The 20,974-nt window shown below is 75.2% G+C and carries 15 protein-coding genes; 8 read left to right on the top strand and 7 right to left on the bottom strand.

What is annotated here, in order from left to right; translation table 11 throughout:
• Positions 1-48: 48 nt before the first annotated feature.
• Positions 49-1,581: an MFS transporter gene (locus Q7T67_RS00860; protein ID WP_304785433.1), complete on the top strand. Its 1,533-nt coding sequence runs from the start codon at positions 49-51 to the stop codon at positions 1,579-1,581.
• Positions 1,582-1,594: 13 nt separating this feature from the next.
• Here Q7T67_RS00860 and Q7T67_RS00855 read toward each other — a convergent pair whose 3' ends face one another.
• From Q7T67_RS00855 to Q7T67_RS00830, 6 genes are all read right to left on the bottom strand, one after another.
• Positions 1,595-4,903, bottom strand: a complete 3,309-nt coding sequence (locus Q7T67_RS00855; RefSeq protein WP_304785432.1) for a BTAD domain-containing putative transcriptional regulator — start codon at positions 4,901-4,903, stop codon at positions 1,595-1,597.
• A gap of 87 nt (positions 4,904-4,990) precedes the next feature.
• Positions 4,991-5,266 (bottom strand): hypothetical protein, encoded by a 276-nt coding sequence (locus Q7T67_RS00850; protein ID WP_304785431.1) that lies wholly within the window; start codon positions 5,264-5,266, stop codon positions 4,991-4,993.
• Between the two features lie 105 nt (positions 5,267-5,371).
• Complete coding sequence (gene pyrE / locus Q7T67_RS00845) at positions 5,372-5,932, bottom strand: orotate phosphoribosyltransferase (protein WP_304785430.1); 561 nt, start codon at positions 5,930-5,932, stop codon at positions 5,372-5,374.
• 141 nt (positions 5,933-6,073) lie between these two features.
• Positions 6,074-7,075 carry a L,D-transpeptidase family protein gene (locus Q7T67_RS00840; protein WP_304785429.1) on the bottom strand — a complete coding sequence of 334 codons (1,002 nt, stop codon included), beginning with the start codon at positions 7,073-7,075 and terminating at the stop codon, positions 6,074-6,076.
• A gap of 176 nt (positions 7,076-7,251) precedes the next feature.
• Positions 7,252-8,157 (bottom strand): CPBP family intramembrane glutamic endopeptidase, encoded by a 906-nt coding sequence (locus tag Q7T67_RS00835; protein WP_304785428.1) that lies wholly within the window; start codon positions 8,155-8,157, stop codon positions 7,252-7,254.
• Positions 8,158-8,288: 131 nt separating this feature from the next.
• Positions 8,289-9,728 (bottom strand): mannosyltransferase family protein, encoded by a 1,440-nt coding sequence (locus Q7T67_RS00830; RefSeq protein WP_304785427.1) that lies wholly within the window; start codon positions 9,726-9,728, stop codon positions 8,289-8,291.
• Between the two features lie 129 nt (positions 9,729-9,857).
• Here Q7T67_RS00830 and Q7T67_RS00825 point away from each other — a divergent pair, with 129 nt between their 5' ends.
• The 3 genes from Q7T67_RS00825 to thiL all read left to right on the top strand — a co-directional run bounded on the left by Q7T67_RS00825 (position 9,858) and on the right by thiL (position 13,376).
• Complete coding sequence (locus Q7T67_RS00825; RefSeq protein WP_304785426.1) at positions 9,858-11,975, top strand: transglycosylase domain-containing protein; 2,118 nt, start codon at positions 9,858-9,860, stop codon at positions 11,973-11,975.
• A gap of 153 nt (positions 11,976-12,128) precedes the next feature.
• A complete protein-coding gene (gene infA, locus Q7T67_RS00820) occupies positions 12,129-12,347 on the top strand; it encodes a translation initiation factor IF-1 (RefSeq protein WP_007577037.1) in 219 nt (72 codons plus the stop codon).
• 60 nt (positions 12,348-12,407) lie between these two features.
• On the top strand, positions 12,408-13,376 hold the full coding sequence (thiL, locus tag Q7T67_RS00815) for a thiamine-phosphate kinase (protein WP_304785425.1): 969 nt from the start codon (positions 12,408-12,410) through the stop codon (positions 13,374-13,376).
• On the opposite strand, the gene Q7T67_RS00810 is transcribed toward thiL, so the two are convergent.
• Positions 13,264-15,264: a hypothetical protein gene (locus Q7T67_RS00810; protein WP_304785424.1), complete on the bottom strand. Its 2,001-nt coding sequence runs from the start codon at positions 15,262-15,264 to the stop codon at positions 13,264-13,266. The genes thiL and Q7T67_RS00810 overlap by 113 nt on opposite strands.
• Positions 15,265-15,324: 60 nt before the next feature.
• On the opposite strand from Q7T67_RS00810, the gene Q7T67_RS00805 reads away from it, so the two are divergent.
• The 4 genes from Q7T67_RS00805 (at position 15,325) to Q7T67_RS00790 (ending at position 20,356) form a co-directional block, all read left to right on the top strand.
• The gene (locus Q7T67_RS00805; RefSeq protein ID WP_304785423.1) at positions 15,325-16,029 is read left to right on the top strand and encodes a response regulator transcription factor; all 705 of its coding nucleotides are present in this window, start codon (positions 15,325-15,327) and stop codon (positions 16,027-16,029) included.
• Between the two features lie 7 nt (positions 16,030-16,036).
• Positions 16,037-17,476: a cell wall metabolism sensor histidine kinase WalK gene (locus tag Q7T67_RS00800; protein WP_304785422.1), complete on the top strand. Its 1,440-nt coding sequence runs from the start codon at positions 16,037-16,039 to the stop codon at positions 17,474-17,476.
• Positions 17,473-18,690: a S1C family serine protease gene (locus tag Q7T67_RS00795; RefSeq protein WP_304785421.1), complete on the top strand. Its 1,218-nt coding sequence runs from the start codon at positions 17,473-17,475 to the stop codon at positions 18,688-18,690. The genes Q7T67_RS00800 and Q7T67_RS00795 overlap by 4 nt, the downstream gene beginning before the upstream one ends.
• 187 nt (positions 18,691-18,877) lie before the next feature.
• Positions 18,878-20,356: a trehalose-6-phosphate synthase gene (locus Q7T67_RS00790; RefSeq protein WP_304785420.1), complete on the top strand. Its 1,479-nt coding sequence runs from the start codon at positions 18,878-18,880 to the stop codon at positions 20,354-20,356.
• The last annotated feature ends 618 nt before the right edge of the window (positions 20,357-20,974 follow it).

Raw genomic sequence — 20,974 nt, 5'->3', positions numbered from 1 at the left:
GAGCGCCGTGTGCGGGCGCTGTGAGCGGGCTCGCGGATGCTGCCGGGCATGAGCTCCACGACCACCGCACCACTCGCCGCCGGGCCGCGGACCTACACGTCGCTCCGCGCGGCGTGGATCCCGCTGGCGGCCCTCTGCCTGGCCTTCTTCGTCGAGATGGTCGACAACACGCTGTTGTCGATCGCGCTGCCCACCATCGGGCGCGACCTGGGCAGCGGGACGACCGGGCTGCAGTGGGTCACCGGGGCGTACTCGCTGACGTTCGGCGGGCTGCTGCTGACCGCCGGGTCGATCGCCGACCGCTGGGGACGACGGCGGGTCCTCAGCGTCGGGCTCGGCCTGTTCGGCGGGCTGAGCCTGCTCGTGGTGTTCGTCCACTCCGCCGGCGAGCTGATCGCGCTGCGTGCCGGTCTCGGGATCGCCGCCGCGATGATGGCGCCGATCACCAACTCGCTCGTCTTCCGCCTGTTCGACGACAAGGTGCTGCGGATGCGCGCGATGACGGTGATGATCACCGTCGGCCTGTCCGGGTTCGTGCTCGGCCCGCTGCTCGGCGGCACCGCCCTGGCCCACGTCAGCTGGGAGTGGCTGCTCGTCGTCAACGCGCCGATCGCTCTGATCGCCTACGTCGGGATCCGCCTGGGCGTCGCGGCCGACCACCCCGACGGCCTCACCCAGGACCGGCTCGACCTGCCGGGCGCCGTCCTCAGCGTCGCCGCCATCGGGCTCGCGTGCTACTCGCTGACCAGCGGGGTCGAGCACGGCTGGCTCGGCGCCGGCACCCTCGCGGCCGTCGTCGGCGCGGTCGGTGCGGCCACGTGGTTCGTCCGTCACGAGCGCCGCACGGACGCGCCGATGCTCGACCTGGGCCTGTTCAAGAACGGCACCGTGCGCGGCGCCGCGATCGCGCAGGCCGGCACCTCGATCGCCATGGCCGCCGTCATGTTCGGCCTGATCCTGCACTTCCAGTACGCCTACGGCTGGAGCCCGGTGAAGGCCGGTCTGGCGAACCTGCCGCTGATCGTCACGATGCTGCTCGCTTCCCCGCTCTCCGAGGGCCTCGCGAAGCGCTTCGGGCACCGCGTCGCCTGCATGATCGGCGCCGGGCTGCTCGCCGTCTCGCTCGGCGGCATGTCGTGGGGCGTCTCCCACGGCTACCTCGCCATCGCGATCTCGATGGTCGTGATGACCATCGGCCTGCGGACGATCATGACCATCTGCGCCGTCGCCCTCGTCGACGCGATGCCCGCCAACCGCACGTCGATGGGCACCGCGCTGAACGACACCGCGCAGGAGGTCGGCACGAGCGTCGGCACCGCCGTCGTCGGCACGCTGATCGCCGTCCTGGTCACTACCGCCCTGCCCGCCGGCACGTGGAGCCCCGACCTCGTGCAGTCGTTCTTCCACGGCGAGCGCGTGACCTACGGGATCCTCGCGATCGTCGTTGGCCTGGTCGCCGGCTACGGCGCCTGGACGCTGACCGACTCCCGCTCCGTCGAGGAGCACCCGGTCGAGGAGCCCGCCGAGGCCGCGACGCCGGCCGCGGCCCCGCCAGCCGCCCGCACGGCGCAGCCGGCCTGAGCGGGCAGGCGGTTCAGCCCCCGAGCGTCGCCGGGTCCAGCCGCCGCAGCGCCCCGTCGCGGTCCTGCCGGAGGCCCTTCGCGTACGTCCCGTCGAACGTCTCGTCCCCGAGGGTCTGCCGCAGCCGGGCGGTCAGCCGGGCGATCGCGGGGTCGGTGCGGTCCGCCGCGCCGCGCAGCCGGGCGGCGGCCCCGAGGATCTCGGCGGCGGCGGTCGCGTCCCCGGTGCGCTCGGCCAGGGCGGCGAGGGCGACGCCGACCAGCGCCATCACGGGCTGGTCCTCCGTGCCGACCGCCGCGGGGTGGGCGAGCGCCAGGTGCTCGCGAGCCGTGCGCAGGCCGCCGTCGTCGACCGCGATCAGGACGGCGGAGGCGCGGACGGCCGCGTGGATGTGGCCGTGCTCGGGGCGCACGGGGGAGACGCGGTCGGTCGTCCGCAGCGCGGCGGCGATCAGCTCCCGGGCCTCGTCCTCGCGACCGAGGAGCCACGAGACGCGTGCCAGGAACGCCCCGGCGAACGCCGCCTCGATGCCGCCGACGTCGGTGGCGTCGCGCGCCCGGCGCGCGTAGTCGAGGGCGCCGTCGAGATCCCCCTGGCGCCAGCGGACGCCCGCGATGTCGAGCAGGAGCCGCGCGTTGTCGCTCTCCGCTCCGAGTTCCTGGAACAGCGAGCGGGCCTCCTCGAGCGCCGCCGCGGCACCGTCGAGGTCGTCCTCGAGCATCCGCAGGCTCGCGATCGAGCTCAGGGTCGCCGTCAGACCCCAGCGCTCGCCGATCGCGCGGAAGGTGGCCAGCGCCTCGTCGAGGTGCCGTCGGATGCCCTCGACGTCACCGGCGTTCTCGGCGGTCTGCGCCAGCACGAGCGGGACGGTCGCGCGGACCCACGGGTCGTCGCTGTGGAGCGCGGCGGCGAACAGCGGCTGGGCGCGCCCGGGATCCCCCGAGAACCAGGCCAGGACCGGGGCGGCGGCGATCAGGACGGGGCGCGGCGTCAGGTCCATCGCCTCGAGCTCGTCGAGCAGCCCCGACAGGTCCGCGCGCAGATCCTGCGTCATCGCGTCGTCGCCGAACAGAGCGAGGTTCTCCGCGACGAGGCGGTCGAGCGGGTCCGCGTCACCGGGGACCGCGTGGGCGAGCCGGACAGCGGCGCTCGCGTCGTTCGGGCTGCCCGAGAGGACCCAGAACCAGGAGAGGGAGAGCGCCAGGCCCAGGGCGGAGCGCGCGTCGCCGTCCTCGGCGAGCCAGCGCAGCGCGGCCTGCAGGTTGTCGCGCTCCGCCTGCAGCCTGCGGAACCAGGCGAGCTGGTCGGGGCCACGCAGGTGCGGGTCCGCCTCGACGGCCAGCCCGGCGAAGAACCGGGCGTGGGCCGTGCGGGTGGCGCCGAGCTCGCCCGTCGCGGTGAGCCGCTCGGTCGCGTACTCGCGGATCGTCTCGAGCATCCGGTAGCGCGGCGCGTCCCGGTCGACGAGGACCAGCAGCGAGCGGTCGACGAGCGCGGCGAGCAGGTCGAGCACCGCGTCGGCGTCCAGGTCGTCGTCCGCGCAGACGGCCGCGGCGCTCTCCGGCGTGACGCCGGCGGGGAAGACCGCGACCCGCCGGGCGAGGAGCCGCTCGTCCTCCGACAGCAGGTCCCAGCTCCAGTCGACGACGGCGCGGAGCGTCTGCTGCCGCGGCAAGGCGGCGCGGCTGCCGCCGGTCAGCAGGCGGAACCGGTCGTCGAGGCGCGCGGCGATCTGCGCGACCGGCAGGGACCGCAGGCGCGCGGCGGCCAGCTCGATCGCCAGCGGCAGGCCGTCGAGGCGCCGGCAGATCTCGACGACGCTCCCCACCGTCCCCGCGTCGACGGCGAAGCCGGGCGACGCGTCGGCCGCGCGGTCGGCGAAGAGCCGCACCGCGGGGTGGGCCATGGCCACCGCGGCGTCGGCGTCCGCGGGCGGCAGGCCCAGGGGCGGGACCTGCTCGAGCCGCTCCCCGGCGATGCCGAGGGGCTCGCGGCTGGTGGCGATGATCCGCAGCCGCGGGCAGTGCGCGAGCAGCTCGTCGGCGAGGACGGCGGCCGCGGCGACGAGGTGCTCGCAGTTGTCGAGGACGAGCACCGTCTCGCGCTCGGCGAGGACGTCGAGCAGGTGCGCCACCGGGTCGGTGTCCGGCGCCGCCGCCGGACCCGTGCCGCCGGCGGGGGACTGCCGCAGCAGGCTCGCCTCGCGCAGGCCGAGCGCCCCGAGGACGCCCGCCCCGACGTCGCCCGGGTCCGTGATCGTCGCCAGCTCGACCATCCAGACGCCGTCGGCGGCCCGTCCGCCCTGGCGTCCCGCGACCTCGCCGGCCAGGCGCGTCTTGCCCGCGCCGCCCGGCCCGATCAGCGTGAGCAGGCGGTGCTCGGCCAGCAGGGCGTCGAGGCGCTCGACCTCCGCCTCGCGCCCGACGAAGCTCGTCATGGCGTGGCGCAGGTTCGTGCGGCGCGGGACGGCCTCCTGGGCAGGGGCCTCGACGGCGGCCGGCGCCGCGGGACCGCCGACCGCCCCGACCGCGCCGACCGCGGGGGAGACCTCGGGACGGTCGCCGCGGCCCGAGGCGCCGCCCCCGGGGCCGGCCGCCCCGCCGAGCACCGACAGATGTGCCGCCCGGAGCTCGGCGGACGGCAGCGCGCCGAGCTCGTCGTCCAGCCGGGTGCGGATCCGCTCGTAGCCGTCGAGCGCCTCGGCCGCGCGGCCCGCGGCCGTCAGCGCCCGCATCCGCTGCGCCGCGATCCGCTCGTCGAGGGGGTGGGCGCTCGCCAGGTCGTCGAGCTCCCGGACGAGGTCGGTCCCGGCCCCGAGCGCGAGGTCCGCCTCGATCCGGTCGACGGTCGCGGCCAGACGCGAGCTCTCGAGGCGGTCCGCCGCCCGCGCGGCGAAGCGCCGGTCCGTCGCCAGCTCCCCGAGCGCCGGACCCCGCCAGGTCGCCAGCGCGTCGCGCAGGACCTCCGCGGCCCCGGCGGCGTCCCCGGCCCGCAGCGCGGCGGATCCGGCCCGGGCGGCGACCTCGAACGCGAGGGCGTCGACGTCGGCGGGATCGGCCGCCAGCCGGTAGCCGCTGGTCCCGGAGACCACCGCGTCGGACTCCAGCGTGCGGCGCAGGCGGGAGACCAGGGCCTGCAGGGCGTGGCCGGCGTCGGCGGGCGGCGACTCCTCCCAGATCGCGTCGATCAGCGCGTCGCGCCCGACCTCCCGTCCGGCGTCGAGGGCCAGGCGCACCAGGAGTGCTCGCACGCGTCCGCCCGCGACGGGCACGAGGCGCTCGTCGCGCCACACCTCGAGGGCTCCGAGGACGGCCACGCGCACGCGCCCACTCTTGCACGGGGCTCCGCGGCGCCAGGTCCGCGGGCGGGTTGCCGCTCGCCCGTCCTCCGGCGCCGGTGCGCCGCTCCCTCAGTCCTTCGGCGCCGGAGGCCGACGCGCGAACCAGGCCGCGTAGGCCACGATCGCCAGGACGATCGCGAGGGGGACGAAGGTGCCCGCGCTGAGCGACTCGCCGTCGTCGGCGGAGGCCAGGGTCAGGAGCAGGCCGGCGGCGCCGATCACGACGCCGGCGCCCATCAGGGTCAGGGTGCGGCGCGGCTCGAGGCGCTCGAACAGCGCGAGTCCCGCGCCGGCGCCGGCGGTCGCCAGGCCCAGGAACAGGACGATGACGCCGACCAGGGTCATCGGGCGACCCCGGCGGAGGACGCGTCAGCGGGGAGGGCGGCGGCGCCCTGGGCGAGGCGGATCACGGGGGCGGCCGGGCCGCGGGGGGAGCGGTGCGTCATGGCTCTAGGCGTCGTCGCGGTCGGGATGGACGTCGTCGATCGTGGTGAGCGCGACGTAGGGGGCGCCGCCGGCGTCCTCGATGCGGGCGCCGCCGCCGGCGAGGCGGTCCAGGACGGTGACGACGCCGACGATGGTGCGGCCCTCGGCCTGCAGGGCCTCGATCGCCTTGACGGTCGAGCCGCCGGTGGTGACGACGTCCTCGACGACCAGGCAGCGGTCCGCGTCGGTGAGGAACGGGCCCTCGACGCGGCGCTGCAGGCCGTGGGCCTTCGTCTCCTTGCGGATGAAGAACGCGGTGGCGTCCGCGCCACCGGCCAGCGCGGCGCAGGCGACGGGATCGGCGCCCATCGTCAGCCCGCCGACGGCGGTGGCCCCGAGGCGCTGCACCTCGGCCGCGAGCAGCTCGCCGAGGGCCCGGAATCCGGCGGGGCGCATGATCGCCCGCTTGGCGTCGACGTAGTAGCTCGCGGTCCGGCCGCTGGTCAGCGTGACCTCGCCGAGCACCAGTGCGTGCTCGCGCAGCTCGGCGACCAGGAGGTCCTTGGCGGTCTCGGCGTCAGGCATCTTCCGGGCGATGCTACGTCGCCGGGGGAGTACGGGGTGCGCCGCGTCGTCGTGCCGGGCCGCAACGGCGACCGCCGGCCCGGGGGCCGGCGGTCTGATCCTGCTCACCGGCCACCCACGGGCGGGCCGGGTGCCGCGGTCCTAGTAGGTGTCGACCGGCATGCCCAGCGACGAGAAGTTGTAGATCGTCGTCGCGTCGGCCATCGGGACGCGGAAGCAGCCGTGGCTGGCGCTGTAGCCGGCGGGCACCGACGGGTAGCCGTGCACCGCGTAGCCGCGGATGAAGTAGACGGAGCGGAACATCCCCAGGGCGTTGGTGCCCGGGTCCTTGCGGTAGACCTTGAAGCTGCCGCGGATGGTCGGCGTCGAGGCCTTGCCCGGGGACGTGTGGTAGATCCGGACGGCCTTCCCCTTGTCGATCAGGGCGATGACGCGACGGCCGATGTCGCCCTCGATGTGGCGGCCGTGGCTCGGGAAGCGGACCTTGAACGTGCCCTTGCCGGCGCGCAGGGCGCGGAACACGGCCGAGTCGGCCTCGCTCGTGGCGCTCATCCGGACGACCTTGCGGAAGGCCAGGACGGCACGCTGGGTGCGGGCGTCGTAGACGCCCTTCGTGCCGATCACGTACGCCTTGTCGGCGAGCATCCGCTGCAGCATCCGGACGGCGAGGCCCTTCTCGCCGGGGGAGACGTTCGGCGAGGCCTGCCGGACGATCCGCGTCTTCGCGGCGGTCGCGGCGGTCGGCTGGCCGCTGGGCACCGAGGCGCGGACGACGACGCGGGAGCTGCGCTCCAGCCGCTTGGGCACCGTGAAGCGGACGTAGCCCTTCTCGCCCTTCTTCTGCTGCTTCAGCGTGAGCGTCCGCGAGACGGTCCGCTTGGAAGCCTTGAACGACAGCTTCACCTTCGTGCCGGCCACGTACTGGTCGGCGACGACCAGGGCGCGCCACCGGTCGCCCTTGAGCGCCTCGCCCGTGCGGGCCTTCTCGGTGACGAGCGTGAGCTTCGTGGCCACCGGGGCGGGTGCCGGAGCCGGTGCCGGGGCGGCCGGGGCCTGGGCGTGCGCGGCGGTCGGCACCAGCAGGAGGGCCGGCAGCACCGCGACCAGAGCTGACCTGCGAGCGGGGAGGCGATGCTGCGTCATGGCCTCATGGTACCCGTGCCCGCGACGGCGCACCCCGGTTGGGACGGGCCGTTCACCGGGGCGACGGCGACGGGCCGACCGGGCGGCGTCCTCCCCGTGGCGAGCGGCGGCGCGCCAGATCCGTCCCCTCCGCGGGGCGTCGTCGGCCCCCGCGGTGACGGGACGGCCGCAGGCCCTCAGCGCGCGGGCGTGACCCCGCCGACCCGCTTCGGCGGGCCGAGGCGCAGCTCGAACCGCCGGGCGGCCAGCGCGAGCAGCGTGATGATCGAGACCGCCGCCGCCCACAGGGCCAGGCCGCCGAGGAACGACCAGTCGAGCGCGACGGTGATCGCGATCGAGTTGTTCGTGCAGTGCAGGAGGATGTTCGCGTACAGCGTACGGGTCAGCTGGTACAGCAGGCAGAGGATCACGCCGAAGACCATCAGGACCGGCAGGAAGATCGCCTTCGTGCCGCCGAGGTGCAGCGCGCCGAAGAGCAGGCCGTCGAGGATCGCCGCCAGCGCGATGGCGACCCAGACCGGGGCGATGCGGGCCAGCGAGTCGCGCAGGCCGGGGTAGAGGATCCCCCGCAGCAGGAACTCCTCGCCGATCGGGGCGCAGACCGTCACCGCCAGGCCGACCGCGATGCCCGCCAGGAGGGACTCCTTGGCCCCGAGCTTGTCGGGCAGCTCGTCCTCCTGGCCGCCGGCGTTCAGGAGCTCGCCGAGCCCGGCCGAGATCAGCAGGTACAGGACCAGCGCGACCGCCACGAACAGCGGGATGCGCCACGCCTTCGGGGGCAGGACCAGCCCGACGTCGCGGCGCCGCAGGCCGCCGACCATCATCCCGACGATCAGGAGCGGCATGCCGACGAAGACGGCGTTCTGGAGGATCGATCCGACGACGGAGCCCGTCGCCTTGGCCGTCCCGGTGTCGTCGCCGATCGCGATCGCGGGGATCGACGTGACGATGGTGGCGCCGAGCGTCGCGATGAACGCCAGGAGCGCCGTCCCGGCGCCCCACGAGAGCCGGGGACCGAAGCCGTCGCCGTCCCGATCGGGTGCGGGCGGGGACGACGGCGTCGTCGACACGGGCGTGCTCACCGGGCCGAGAGTACCGGCAGCCGGGCGTCGAAAGCCCCGCCGGGCGGGGGCGCACGGCGGTGGGCCGCCGGAGCCCGGCCCGGCTCCGCCGGTGCGCCGTCGGGACGGTCCGGGACCCGGGCGGCCGGTGCTCAGGCGACGAAGAGCCAGCGCGTCGTCAGCTCGGAGAACAGCGCCAGCATCCCGAGACCCACGACCGCGAGGACGATCCGGCGGGTGCGCTGCAGCCGCCCGCGGGTCAGCCACCAGCCGGCCCACATCGCCAGCGGGAACAGGACCCCGAGGAATCGCGGGAGCGACATCAGGGGGCCGGCGCCCTCGGTCGCGGGGGAGCTCAGCGGCAGCAGCAGCGCGCAGCCGGCGTACGCCGCGTAGGCGGGCGGCAGGCGGCGGGCGGCCCCCACGAGCGCCACCACGGCGCCGACGAGGAACACGAGCAGCAGCGGGTTCATCCACGCCAGCGCGGTGGCCTCGCCGGAGGGGGTCGAGACCGGGTGGACGAGGTCCGACAGCCCGGCCTCCGCGGCCCGGACCGACTGGACGATCCCCTCGAACGGCCCGACGTTGCGCCGCCCCCACTCCTGCTGCTGGTCGAACGAGACGGTCCACGAGTGCCCCGCGAGGCGCAGCCCGACGAGGAACAGCAGGAGCCCGCCGACGACCGCCCCGGCCGAGAGCAGCGCGGGGCGCAGGTCGTCCGCGGCGTCGGCCAGCCGCGCGCCGGCCCGGTCGGCGGCCGCGCGCCCGCCGACGAGCACCCGGTCCACGGTGCCCGCGACGCCGCTCCCGCCCGCAGGGCCCTCGACGCCGCTCCGGCCACGAGGCGTCCGCCCCTGCCACGCCATCACGAGGATCGGGACCACGAGGACCACGCCCGCGCTGCGGGTGGTCGCCGCCAGCGCCCCGCACGCGGCGACCACGGCCCAGCGCCGCTCCCGCGCGTAGTACAGGCAGGCGGCGGACAGCAGCAGGAACAGGCCCTCCGAGTAGACCGCCGACAGCCAGAGCGATCCCGGGAACAGCAGGAGCGCCCAGACCGCCACGCCCGCCGCGGGCCGGCCGAGCTCGAGCTCCGTCAGCCGGTGCACGAGCATCGCGCCGAGGAACGCGCAGACCGACGAGATCAGCAGCCCGGCGATCAGCGGCGAGCCGAGCACGAGTCCGCCGACGTTCAACAGCACCGGGTAGAGCGGGAAGAACGCCGTCCGCGGCGCGTAGTCCGTCGGGTAGCCGTTGTTGGCGATGTCGAGGAACCAGACGGCGTCCCAACGCGCGAAGGGCCCGACGAGCCGGTCGACGACGCCGCCCAGGCCGGTGGTCAGCCCGGCCGGGTCGTACGTGGTCGCGCCGTCGTGGATCCCCCAGAGCGCGGCGCCCACGACGCCCGCGATCAGCGTGACCAGGCGGGTGAGCACGAACGCGGGGAGCACCACGCGAGCCGTCGCGCGCCAGCCGAGGGGCGTCGCCGGGCCGTTCGGGGCGGGGCCGGCGGCGGACGCCGGGGCGGCGACGGACGCGGGCGTCGGGGGCCCGGACGCCGGCGGGCGCTCGAGCTGGGGAGGGCGCCCCATCCGACGTCATGGTGCCCGATCCCCCGCCCGACCGCGACCGATGGGACCGCGGCGCGGGTGCATCCGCGGGTGCATCCGTGGGTGCAACCGGCAGGAGAACGGGTCCGATGGGGGTATCGTCCCTCCGGAATGTCCCACGCAGCCCGCAAGCGTCGCCAGCGACGCTCCAAGGGCGGTGCGGCACGAGTCGTCCTCGTGCTGTTCGCCGTCGCCTTCGTCGCCCTCGGTGTGAGCGCGATCGGCGGTGTGGGCTACGTCGTCTCCGTCGCCGACAGCGTCGACCTCGACGAGATGGACCAGGTCGACCCCGGTGCGCCGTCCGTCGTCTACGCCAAGGACGGCACGCGCCTGGGCTACCTGCCCGGCCCCGTCCTGCGCGAGAAGATCCGCACGACCGAGATGTCGGACCTGGTCCGCAACGCCACCGTCGCGGTCGAGGACCGGCGCTTCTACGAGCACGCCGGCGTCGACGTCGAGGGCATCTTCCGCGCCGCGACCCGCAACATCTCCGAGGGCGGTAACGCCGAGGGCGCCTCGACGCTCGAGATGCAGCTGATCCGCAACCTGTGGACGAAGGACACGACGAGCAGCCTGGACCGCAAGATCCGCGAGGCGAAGCTCGCCCAGCAGCTCGAGGACCGCCATCCCGGTCGCGAGGGCAAGACCTGGGTCCTGACGACCTACCTGAACACCGCGCCGTACGGCACCGTCGGCGGCCAGGAGATCAAGGGCGTCGAGGCCGCCGCGCGCGTCTTCTTCAGCACGACGGCGCGCAAGCTGACCCTCGCCCAGGCCGCGACCATCGCCGGCCTGCCGCAGGCCCCGTCGGACTACAACCCGTACCAGAACCCCGAGGGCGCGCTGGCCCGTCGCAACGACGTCATCCGGCGCATGGCCCAGCAGGGCTACGTCAGCACGTCGGAGGCCGCGGCCGCCCAGGCCAAGCCGCTCGGCGTCAAGAACGGCGGCACCTACTACACGACCCGTCGCGAGCGGTTCTTCCTCAACTACGTCCGCACGAAGCTGATCGACAAGTACGGCAAGAAGCGCGTCTCGCAGGGCGGGCTGAAGGTCTACACGACGCTCGACCTGCGCAAGCAGGAGCTGGCCCGCAAGGCGATGGCCGACAAGCTCGACCCGTCCGCGGGCGACCCGTCCGCCGCGGTCGTGACCCTCGACCCGGCCACCGGCGACATCGAGGCGTCGACCGGCTCCACCCAGTTCGGGCAGAACCAGTACGACCTCGCCACGCAGGGCAAGCGCCAGCCGGGCTCGACCTACAAGACGATCGTCCTGACCACGGCGCTCGAGCAGGGCATCAGCCCGAGCACGAGCTACCCGGCCCCGGGCTCGCTGCCGATCCCGTCGCAGTACGGCACGGGCGTCGTCAAGAACTTCGCCGGCGAGGGCTCCAAGGGCGGGTCGATGGACCTGAAGACCGCGACGTTGAAGTCGGTCAACACGGTCTTCTTCCAGCTCGGCCTCGACGTCGGCATGAAGAACGTGACGAAGACCGCCCGCGCGATGGGCATCACGTCGAAGCTGCAGTCGTACCCGTCGGAGTCCCTCGGCGCCGCCGAGGTCACCCCGATGGAGATCGCCCGCGTCTACGCGACGATCGCCAACGGCGGCATGCGCGTCACCCCGCGGGCGATCACGAAGGTCGTCTTCGGCGACGGGTCGGTCAAGCGCCCCGAGCCCGTCCGCCGCACCCGCGGGATCCCGAAGGACGTCGCGTCCGAGGTCAACCGCATCCTGCAGGCCGACATCAAGGGCGGCACCGCCGCGTCGGCGAACTTCGGCTGCCCCGCCGGCGGCAAGACCGGCACCACCGACGGCCCGTCCGACGTGTGGCTCGCGGGCTACACGCCGCGGATGTCGACCGCGGTCTGGGTCGGCTACCCCGGCTCGCGCAAGACGATCGTGTCGACCACGCAGGCCGGCGGCAACATCCAGGGCGCGAGCGTCTCGGCCCCGATCTGGAAGCAGTACATGGCGTCGGCGCACGGCGACTACTGCGGCGACTTCCAGGGCCTCGTCCCGTTCACGGGCACGAAGGGCCGCAGGGGCTCGAGCACCTCCCCGAACGGGACGGGCACCACCGACCAGTACGGCAACCCGACGGGCGGCACGGGCGACTCCGGCAGCACCGGCACGGGCAGCACCACCGGCGCCGGCACCTCGGGCGTCTCGAACGCCTACCCGGCCGACTCGTACGAGACCCCGCCGGCCCCCGCCGCCCCGTAGGACGTGGCGGGGCCGCCGCCGGCGGCCCCCCGCAGTCGGCTCCCCGCCGCGGCCCGCGGCGGTGGCGCCCCGGGACTCCCGCGGTTGCCCCGGCGCCCGCCCATGTGGTAGGGGCTCAGCGTCCGCCGGTCGACCCTTGGTACCGTAGGTCGGATGGCCAAAGAAGACAAAGTAGAGTTCGAGGGCGAGGTCGTCGAGGCCCTGCCCAACGCGATGTTCAAGGTGCAGCTCGACAACGGGCACGAGGTCCTCGGCCACGTCGCCGGCAAGATGCGCCGCTTCCGCATCCGCATCCTCCCGGGCGACCGGGTCCGCGTCGAGGTCTCGCCGTACGACCTCAGCCGCGCGCGCATCGTCTACCGCCACCGGTAGGACGCACCCGGCGGCCACGGGCCGCCGACCTCCGCCCCGCCCGGGCGTCATGCTCCCGGCGTGGGCGAACGCGCACTCATCCGGTCGTTCACCGCGGGCCTCACGGCCCGTGACGACCGCCTCCTGATCGGGCCCGGCGACGACGCCGCCGTCGTCCGTCCCGCCGGCGCGCTGGCGGTCACGAGCACCGACACGACCGTCATGGGCGTGCACCTGCCCGCGGGCGATCCGCGGGCGACGCCCGCGGTCGTCGGGCACCGCGCGCTCGCCACGGCGCTCTCGGACCTGGCGGCGATGGGCGTGGCGGCCGGCGAGGCGTACGTCGCGCTGACCGTGCCCCCGGACTGGGGCGATGCAGACGTCCTCGGCGCCGTCGCGGCGATGGAGGAGCTCGCGCTGCGCACCGGCACGACGATCGCCGGCGGCGACGTCACCGCCGGCCCCGTCCTCGTGATCACGGTCACCGTCGTCGGTTGGGCTCCCGGTCCCGAGGCGCTGCTGCGTCGCGACCGTGCCCGGCCGGGCGACCGCGTCGGCGTCACCGGGTCGCTCGGCGGGAGCGGGGCGGGCCTCGCGATCGTCCTCGGCCGGGCGCCCGGCCCCGCGGAGGGGCCGGCGCTCGTCGAGCGGTACCTGCGGCCCCTGCCCCGGCTGGACGAGGGCGTCGCGTTGTCGGCGGCCGGCGTGCGCTGCGGGATCGACCTCTCCGACGGGGTCGCCGCCGACGCCGGGCACCTCGGGCGGGCGTCCGGGGTCGTGGTGGACGTCGACCTGGCCCGGCTGCCGCGCCAGGCCGGCGTCGACGCCGTCGCCCGGGCCACGGGGCAGGACCCCGCGGAGCTGGCCGCGACGGCCGGGGAGGACTACGAGCTGCTGGTGACCGCGCCGCCGGGCGTCGCCGACGGCCTGGCCGGCGTCACGTGGATCGGCGAGGTTCGCGCGGCGGCCGGCGACGAGGCCCCGGGTCCGCGGCTGCTGCGCGACGGCGTCCCGGTCGTGCTCGCGGGCTTCGAGCACCGGGCGGGCTGACCGGCGGGTCCGGCGCCTCGGCGGGCGGTGCGGGACCTTCGAACGGCTCGTCGTCGGCGACCGGGGCCCGTCGACGGCGCCGTGGTCCGGGCGGGCCGACCGGCGGGGCCGGCGCCTCGTCCTGGGGTGCGGGACCTCCGAACGGCTCGCCGTCCGCGACCGGGCGGCGGCGACGCCGTCGGGGTTCGCGCTCCGGCGCCCCGCCGCGCCGGCCCGTCACCGGGTTGGTGACCGGCGGGACGACCGAGAGCAGGGTCGCGATCGCCGTGCCCGCGACGAGGCTCAGGAGCAGCATCGCCACGGGCGTGATGTGGCCGCCGGCGACGAGGAGGACCAGCCACCACGGCACCTCGACGATGCCGACCCGGAGGTCCGAGACCACCGTGACGATCGCCGCGAGCGGCAGGAGGGCACCGACGAGGAACAGCCCCGCGCGGTGCAACGGCGCGACGACCGGGAACGGGGAGATCGCCGCCGGCCAGGCCGCCAGCGCGGGCACCAGCAGGTACGCCGCGAGCGGATCGAGGACGAGCAGGGGCACCATCGTGACCAGCAGGACGACGAACACGCCGAAGGCCACGGACGGGCGCGTCGGGCGATGATGGCCGGCGACCTCGCGCGTCAGGAACGGTCGCGCCAGCGCGGTGAGGACGAGCAGCAGCAGGAGCAGGACGCCGATCAGCACCCACGCCCCGGCGCCGGTCTGTACGGCGGTCCCGGCGAACGGGGCCGGGAGCGCGGGCCAGGCCAGACCGGTGCGACCGGCACCGATCGCGACGAGCCCGGCGACCAGGGGCCCGACCGCGCACCCGACCGTCCAGGCGAGCCCGCCGAGCAGGTGCACCCCGTCGCGGGCCAGGGCGATCGAGAGGACCAGCGCCCCGCCGGTCAGCGGCAGCACCAGGCAGAGCAGCAGCACCCGCAGCGCCCAGCCGGGCAGCTCGCGCCCGGCGATGACGAGACTGCCCTGCTGCGGTCCGACGTCCGCCCGCGGCATGTCGACCGCCAGCAGGGCGCGCACGGCGGCACGGCCGGACGCGCCGAAGCGCCCGGCGTCGACGGGGGCGGTCGCGGACGAGGCGATCGAGTCCGTCGTGGTCAGGAGGACGGACGGGACCCCGGCCTGGTCGAACTCGCCCTGCTCGCCGACGGTCGCCGGCAGCCCGCGCCGGACGACCTGGCGCCACAGCGACTCCGACGGCGCCGGCCGCAGACCCTCGCCGCGCAGCGCCGCCTCGACGGTCCGCCCGAGCCGCAGGGGCGCCGCGCTCGGCGTGTTGCCCCAGGAGACGACGACCGGCTGCCGCGACCGGTCTCCCGACAGGTCGCCCAGCACGATCACCGTCGAGACGCGGCCCTTCGCGGCCTTCGCCAGACGGGTCGCCCCGGAGAGCCCGCCGCCCGAGCCGCCGCTGGTCGAGACGAACTGCACGGTGTGCTGGAAGCGGTTCTGCCCTGCGGCGCGTGCGAGGGCGATCAGCCCCGCGGTGCCCGTCATCTCGGCCGCCGAGCCGCGCCGCAGGGCGTCGCGGTGGGCCACGATCATGATCTCGGGCCCCGGCAGGCCCGGCAGGGTCGCGGAGACGTTGCGCAGGGTCCGGGTGCCGTCGGGCGTGTCGGAGGTGAACTCGTCGACGTCGATCGCCGCGGAGGGCAGCGCCCGGCGCAGCTCCGCGCCGACCCGGTCGCCGAGGGCCGCGTCGCCGGGGGAGCCCGCCCGACGGGACGGGAACGTGCGGGTCAGCTCGGTGTTCAGGCGCATCGCCGACGCCGCGTCGTAGGCGTCGGCGGGCAGGTCGGCCGTGAGGGGCCGCGGCAGCGCGCGCAGCGAGAACACCGCGACCAGCGCAGCGAGGAGCAGCGCACCGATGCCGATCCGGATCGCCAAGGACCGCCAGCGTACCGGCGCACCCCGATCCGGCGGCCCGGGCGCGATGATGGGGTGACGATGACCGCCGCCGCCCGCATCCTCGTCGTCGACGACGAGGAATCGATCCGGACGCTCCTGGCCTTCCCGCTGCGCCGGGACGGCCACGAGGTCCTGACCGCCGCCGACGGCCGCGAGGCCCTGGAGCAGTTCGACCGCTCCCGTCCCGACCTCGTGCTGCTCGACGTGATGCTGCCCGGCGTCGACGGCTTCGAGGTCTGCCGCCAGCTCCGCCAGCGCTCGACGGTGCCGATCATCATGCTCTCCGCCCGCGGCGAGGAGGCCGACCGCGTGACCGGCCTGGAGAGCGGCGCGGACGACTACGTCACCAAGCCGTTCTCGGTCCGCGAGCTGCGCAGCCGCGTCCGCGCCGCGCTCCGTCGCGCGGCCATGCCGGCGGTCCAGCCCGGCGACACGCCGCCGATCGAGGTCGGCGACCTGGTCATCGACCCCGACCGCCGTCGCGTGACCGTCCGCGGCGAGGAGGTCGAGCTGACCCATCTCGAGTTCGAGCTGCTGACGACCATGGCCTACGCGCCCGGCCGCGTCTTCACCCGCGACATGCTGCTGGAGCGGGCCTGGGGCGGCTCGGCCTACCGCGAGCGGCGGACCGTCGACGTCCACGTGCTGCACCTGCGCGAGAAGATCGAGCGCGACCCGAAGAAGCCCGAGCACGTCATCACGGTCCGCGGCCTGGGCTACCGGTTCCGCGACGCGGACGACTGAGGACGGGGTGGCCGGCGAGCGCCAGCGCGGGCGCGGCCTCCTGGGGGTGCGGGCCCGGCTGCGCCGGTCGCTGCGTCTGCGGCTGACCCTCGCCTTCGTCGCCGTGACGGTCGTCGCCGTCGGCGCGATCGCGCTGCAGGTCCTGCCGAGCCTCGAGTCCACGCTGGCCCAGCAGCGGGTCCAGTCGCTCGCCCAGGACGCCGGGGCGGCCGTCCGCGACTCGCGGGCGCAGGCCGGGGGCGCATCACCCGGATCGGCGCGGTCCGATCGTCTGCTCGTCGACGCGGTCGCGGCCCGGACGGGGGCGGAGGTCGTCCTCTTCTCGCCCGCCGCGGGGCAGCTCGTGCCGACGCGCCGCTCGTCGTCCGGCCGGACCCCGGCCGACGGCCCGGGCGCCCGGCTCGCCGCCCGCGCGGTCCAGGCCCGGCGCACGATGCGGGCCGTCGACGACGGCGATCGCCTGGTGGCCCGCGTCGCGGAGCCGGTGGCGGCCGCGACCGGCCGCCGCGGCGTCATCGTCGTCGCGGAGGACCTCGCCGACGTCCGCGCGACGGTCTCCCTCGTCCGCCGCCGGCTGGTCCTCGGCGGGCTCCTGGGCATCGTCGTCGCGCTGCTCACGGGCACCGCGTTCGCCGTCGGCGTCTCGACCCGGCTGCGCCGCCTGGAGCAGGGCTCCCGCGAGGTCGCCTCGGGCCGCTTCGCCACCCGCTTCGACGTCGACGCCCCCGACGAGCTCGGTGCGCTGGCCAGATCGCTGAACACGATGCAGCGGCAGCTCGGCGAGCTGGACTCGAGCCGCAAGCGCTTCATCGCCACCGCGTCGCACGAGCTGCGCACGCCGCTGCAGTCGCTCTCGGGCTTCGTCGAGCTGCTGCAGGACGAGGAGCTCGACGACGAGGAGCGCGACGCCTTCCTCGCCCGGCTGGCGACGCAGGTCGAGCGGCTGACGCGCCTCTCCTACGACCTGCTGGACCTCTCGCGGCTCGAGAGCGGCGGGCTCGAGCTGCGGCCGGAGCAGACCGACCTGCACGCCCTCGCCGAGCGGGTCGCCGGCGAGTTCCTGCCGCGGGTCGAGCTCGAGGGCCGGCGGCTCACCGTCCGCCTGATCGGCGACCCGGTCGAGTGGTACTGCGATCCCGAGCGCGTCGCCCAGATCGTGCGGATCCTCGTCGACAACGCGTTCAAGCACTCGCGCTCCGACGACGAGGTCGAGGTCCGCGTCTCGCGCGGGGGCGGGGCCGCACGGATCGCGGTGGCCGACCGCGGCGCGGGGATCGCCCCGGAGGATCTGCCGCACCTGTTCGAGCCCTTCCACGGCACCGGCGACGGGTCCGGTGCGGGCCTGGGCCTGGCGATCGCCCGGGAACTCGCCGTGCGCATGCGCGGTAGCCTCGACGTGGAGGGCGGACCGCCCACCACGACGTTCACCCTGGAGCTCCCCGCATGACATCCGGCCTCTCGCGCACCCTCCCCGCCCGCCTCGCCGCGATCGCGCTCCTCGTGGCCTCGCCGGTCGCGCTGACCGCCTGCGGCGGGGACGACGACGAGCCGACGGGCGGCACCTCCGTCTCGACGCAGAGCTCCGGATCGGGCTCGGTCACCGCGGTCGACGACCTCGACACGAGCGCCGGCGACGGCGACGCGCAGACGGGCGGCCTGTCGATCGACCCGCGGCAGATCTACTCCAAGCTCGGCGGCGGCGTGGTGACGATCATCGCGGCGGGCGCCTCGGGCACCGACGCGGGCGGCCTGGGCTCGGGCTTCGTGGTCTCCGACGACGGCGAGATCGCCACCAACGCCCACGTCATCAGCCTCGGCGAGTCCGTCCGCTCGCCCGTCGCCAAGCGCGTCTTCGTGCGCTTCGCCGACCGAAACCAGGTCTCCGCCCGGGTCATCGGCACCGACCGCTTCAACGACGTCGCGCTGCTGAAGATCGACCCGAAGGACCTCAACCTCGTGCGCCTGCGCTTCGCCGGCGGGGACGACCCGAAGGTCGGCGACCCGGTCGTGGCCATCGGCTCGCCGTTCGGCGAGGAGCAGTCCGTCTCCGCCGGCGTCGTCTCGGCGCTGGACCGCTCGATCCGCTCCCAGTCGGGCTTCGACACCGTCGACGCGATCCAGACCGACGCCGCCATCAACCGCGGCAACTCGGGCGGCCCGCTGCTCGACGCCCGGGGCCGCGTCATCGGCATCAACTCCCAGATCGAGACGACCAGCGGCGACGGCTCCGGTGTCGGCTTCGCGATCTCGTCGACCACGGTCCGCCGGGCGATCCAGCAGATCCGCGCCAGCGGCTCGGCCTCCTACCCGTTCCTCGGCATCTCGACGGTCGGCGTCTACCCGCAGCTGGCCAAGGAGTTCGACCTGGGCACCGACAGCGGCGCCTGGATCCAGGCCACGCCGTCGGGCCCCGGCAAGAGCGCCGGCCTGAAGGGCCCCGACGGCCCGCAGCGCGCGTTCCAGGTCTCGTCCTTCGCGCCCGGCGGCGACGTCGTCGTCGGCATCGAGGACAAGCCCGTCCGGACGTCGACGGACGTCGCCGAGATCATCCAGGGCTACCGCCCGGGCCAGAAGGTGACGCTGAAGATCTACCGCGACGGCAAGCCGCGCGACGTCGAGGTCACCCTCGGTCGTCGGCCGGTCACCGCGCCGCGGGGCTGAGCGGGCGGCGGTCGCGACCCGGCCGCGACCGCCGCGGCCCCGTCGGCGCAACCAGGATCGATGCCCCGGCGGGGGCCGTCGCATGCACGCGTCCGCAGGTCCCCCCGACGGCCGTCGGTCGACGTGGCGACGTGGTCACCGGCGGTCCACGAGAGCGCCCCCGCGCCCCGCTACGCTGGAGGTCGAAATGCCGGATCCTCCCCAGAAGCCGCTCGTCCTGGTCTCCAACCGCGGGCCGGTGACGTTCGACACCGACGGCACCATCAGCCGCGGCACGGGCGGCCTCGTCACCGCGCTGACGGGCCTGGCCTCGCACCGCCCGGTCACCTGGATCGCCAGCGCCATGGGCCGCGGCGACGCCGACCGCTCGCGGCAGGCCGGCGGCAAGGCGTTCACCGTGCAGTCGCCCGTCGGCGGGGACTACGACGTGCGCCTGGTGGTCTCGGACGAGCAGGCCTACGAGGGCTTCTACTCGATCATCAGCAACCCGATGCTGTGGTTCATCCAGCACTACCTGTGGGACCTGTCCAACGCCCCGGACATCCGCACCCACGAGGTCGAGGCCTACGACTACGGCTACAAGCTGGTCAACGAGGACATGGCAGACGCCGTGGTCGAGGAGATCGACGGCGTCGAGAACCCCGTGGTGATGGTCCACGACTACCACCTGTACCTGCTGCCGGGCATGATCCGGAAGCGCCGGCCGGACGTCTTCCTCCATCACTTCGTCCACATCCCGTGGTCGCAGTCGGACTCCTGGCGCGTCCTGCCGCCCCGGATGCGCGAGGAGATCTACCGCGGCATCCTCGCCAACGACATCATCGGCTTCCACACGAGGTCCTACCGGCGCAACTTCCTGCAGTGCTGCGAGGACCTGCTGGACCTCGAGGTCGACCACAAGCAGGGCGTCGTGAAGATCGACGACCGCGAGGTCTGGGTCCGTGCGTACCCGCTGCCGATCGACGCGGCCGCCACCCGCGCGGTCTCCCGGCGCGTCCGCGTCCGCCAGTTCGAGGACGAGCTGCTCCGGCGCCGCCGCGACTTCATGATCCTTCGCGTCGACCGCGCCGACCTGTCGAAGAACGTCCTGCGCGGGTTCTCCGCCTTCGACCTCTTCCTCGAGCAGCACCCGGAGTTCATCGAGCGCGTGACCTTCGTGGCGCAGCTGATGCCGTCGCGGACCGACGTCGCCGAGTATCAGGAGTACCTCGAGCGGATCGAGGCGCTCGTCGCGGTCGTCAACCACCGGCACGGCACGCCGGACTGGATGCCGATCCAGCTGAAGCTGCGCGACGACCTCGAGGAGGCGATGGCCTCCTACCGCCACTACGACGCCCACATCGTCAACGCGATGTTCGACGGGATGAACCTCGTGGCGAAGGAGGGGCCGATCGTCAACGAGCGCGACGGCGTCTCGATCCTCTCCGAGAACACGGGCGCCCACGAGGAGCTCGGCGAGTTCGCCCTGACCGTCAACCCGTTCGACGTCCAGGACCTGGCGAACATGATCCACCGGGCGCTGACGATGAGCGGTGCGGAGCGCAAGCGCCGTGCCGACGGCCTGCGCGAGATCGTCCTGGACCGCAGCCCGGGCGACTGGATCGACGACCAACTGGCCGACATCCGCGGCAAGGCCGCGGGCGCCCCGGCGCACGACGAGGTCTGAGCGGGGGCGGGGCGCGGGGCCCGGAGGCGTCCGCGACACCAGCGCGGGCGCCGGTGAGCGGGGCGGGCGTCCGCCCCTGCGCCGTCGCGGCGGGGCCGAGGCACCCCCGGTGGGTGGCTCGCAGCGTCGCGGGTCGGGAGGCCTGGTGGGGTCGGGGCGATCCCGTGCCAGGGGGTGGCCCGGGTTTGACCCGGGGCGCCGGTCTGGCCGCGATCCGGTGGGGGTGGGGCGATCCCGTGCCAGGGGGTGGCCCGGGTTTGACCCGGGGTGCCCGTCGGGTGCCGCGATCCGGTGGGGGTGCGGTCGATCCCGTGCCGGCGGGTGGCCAGGGCTTGACCTGGGGTGCCCGTCGGGTGCCGCGATCCGGCGGGGGGGTGCGGTCGATCCCGTGCCAGCGGGTGGCCCGGGTTTGCCCCGGGGTGCCGGTCTGGCCGCGATCGGGTGGGGGTGCGGTCGATTCCGTGCCGGCAGGTGGCCCGGGTTTGCCCCACCGGCGGCCGTCAGGGGCCGAACTCGGAGGCCGCGCTGCCACCACCGCGCGACGGACGCGGGCCCGGGGCCGGCGCCACCGGGCGCGGGGCGGGAGGCCGGGTGGGGTCGGGGCGATCCCGTGCCAGG

Origin of the sequence: Patulibacter sp., from assembly GCF_030655195.1 — a bacterium.
Taxonomy (GTDB): domain Bacteria; phylum Actinomycetota; class Thermoleophilia; order Solirubrobacterales; family Solirubrobacteraceae; genus Patulibacter.
Note: the sequence above shows the minus strand (reverse complement) of the source record. Positions and strands in the feature narration are given on the sequence as shown.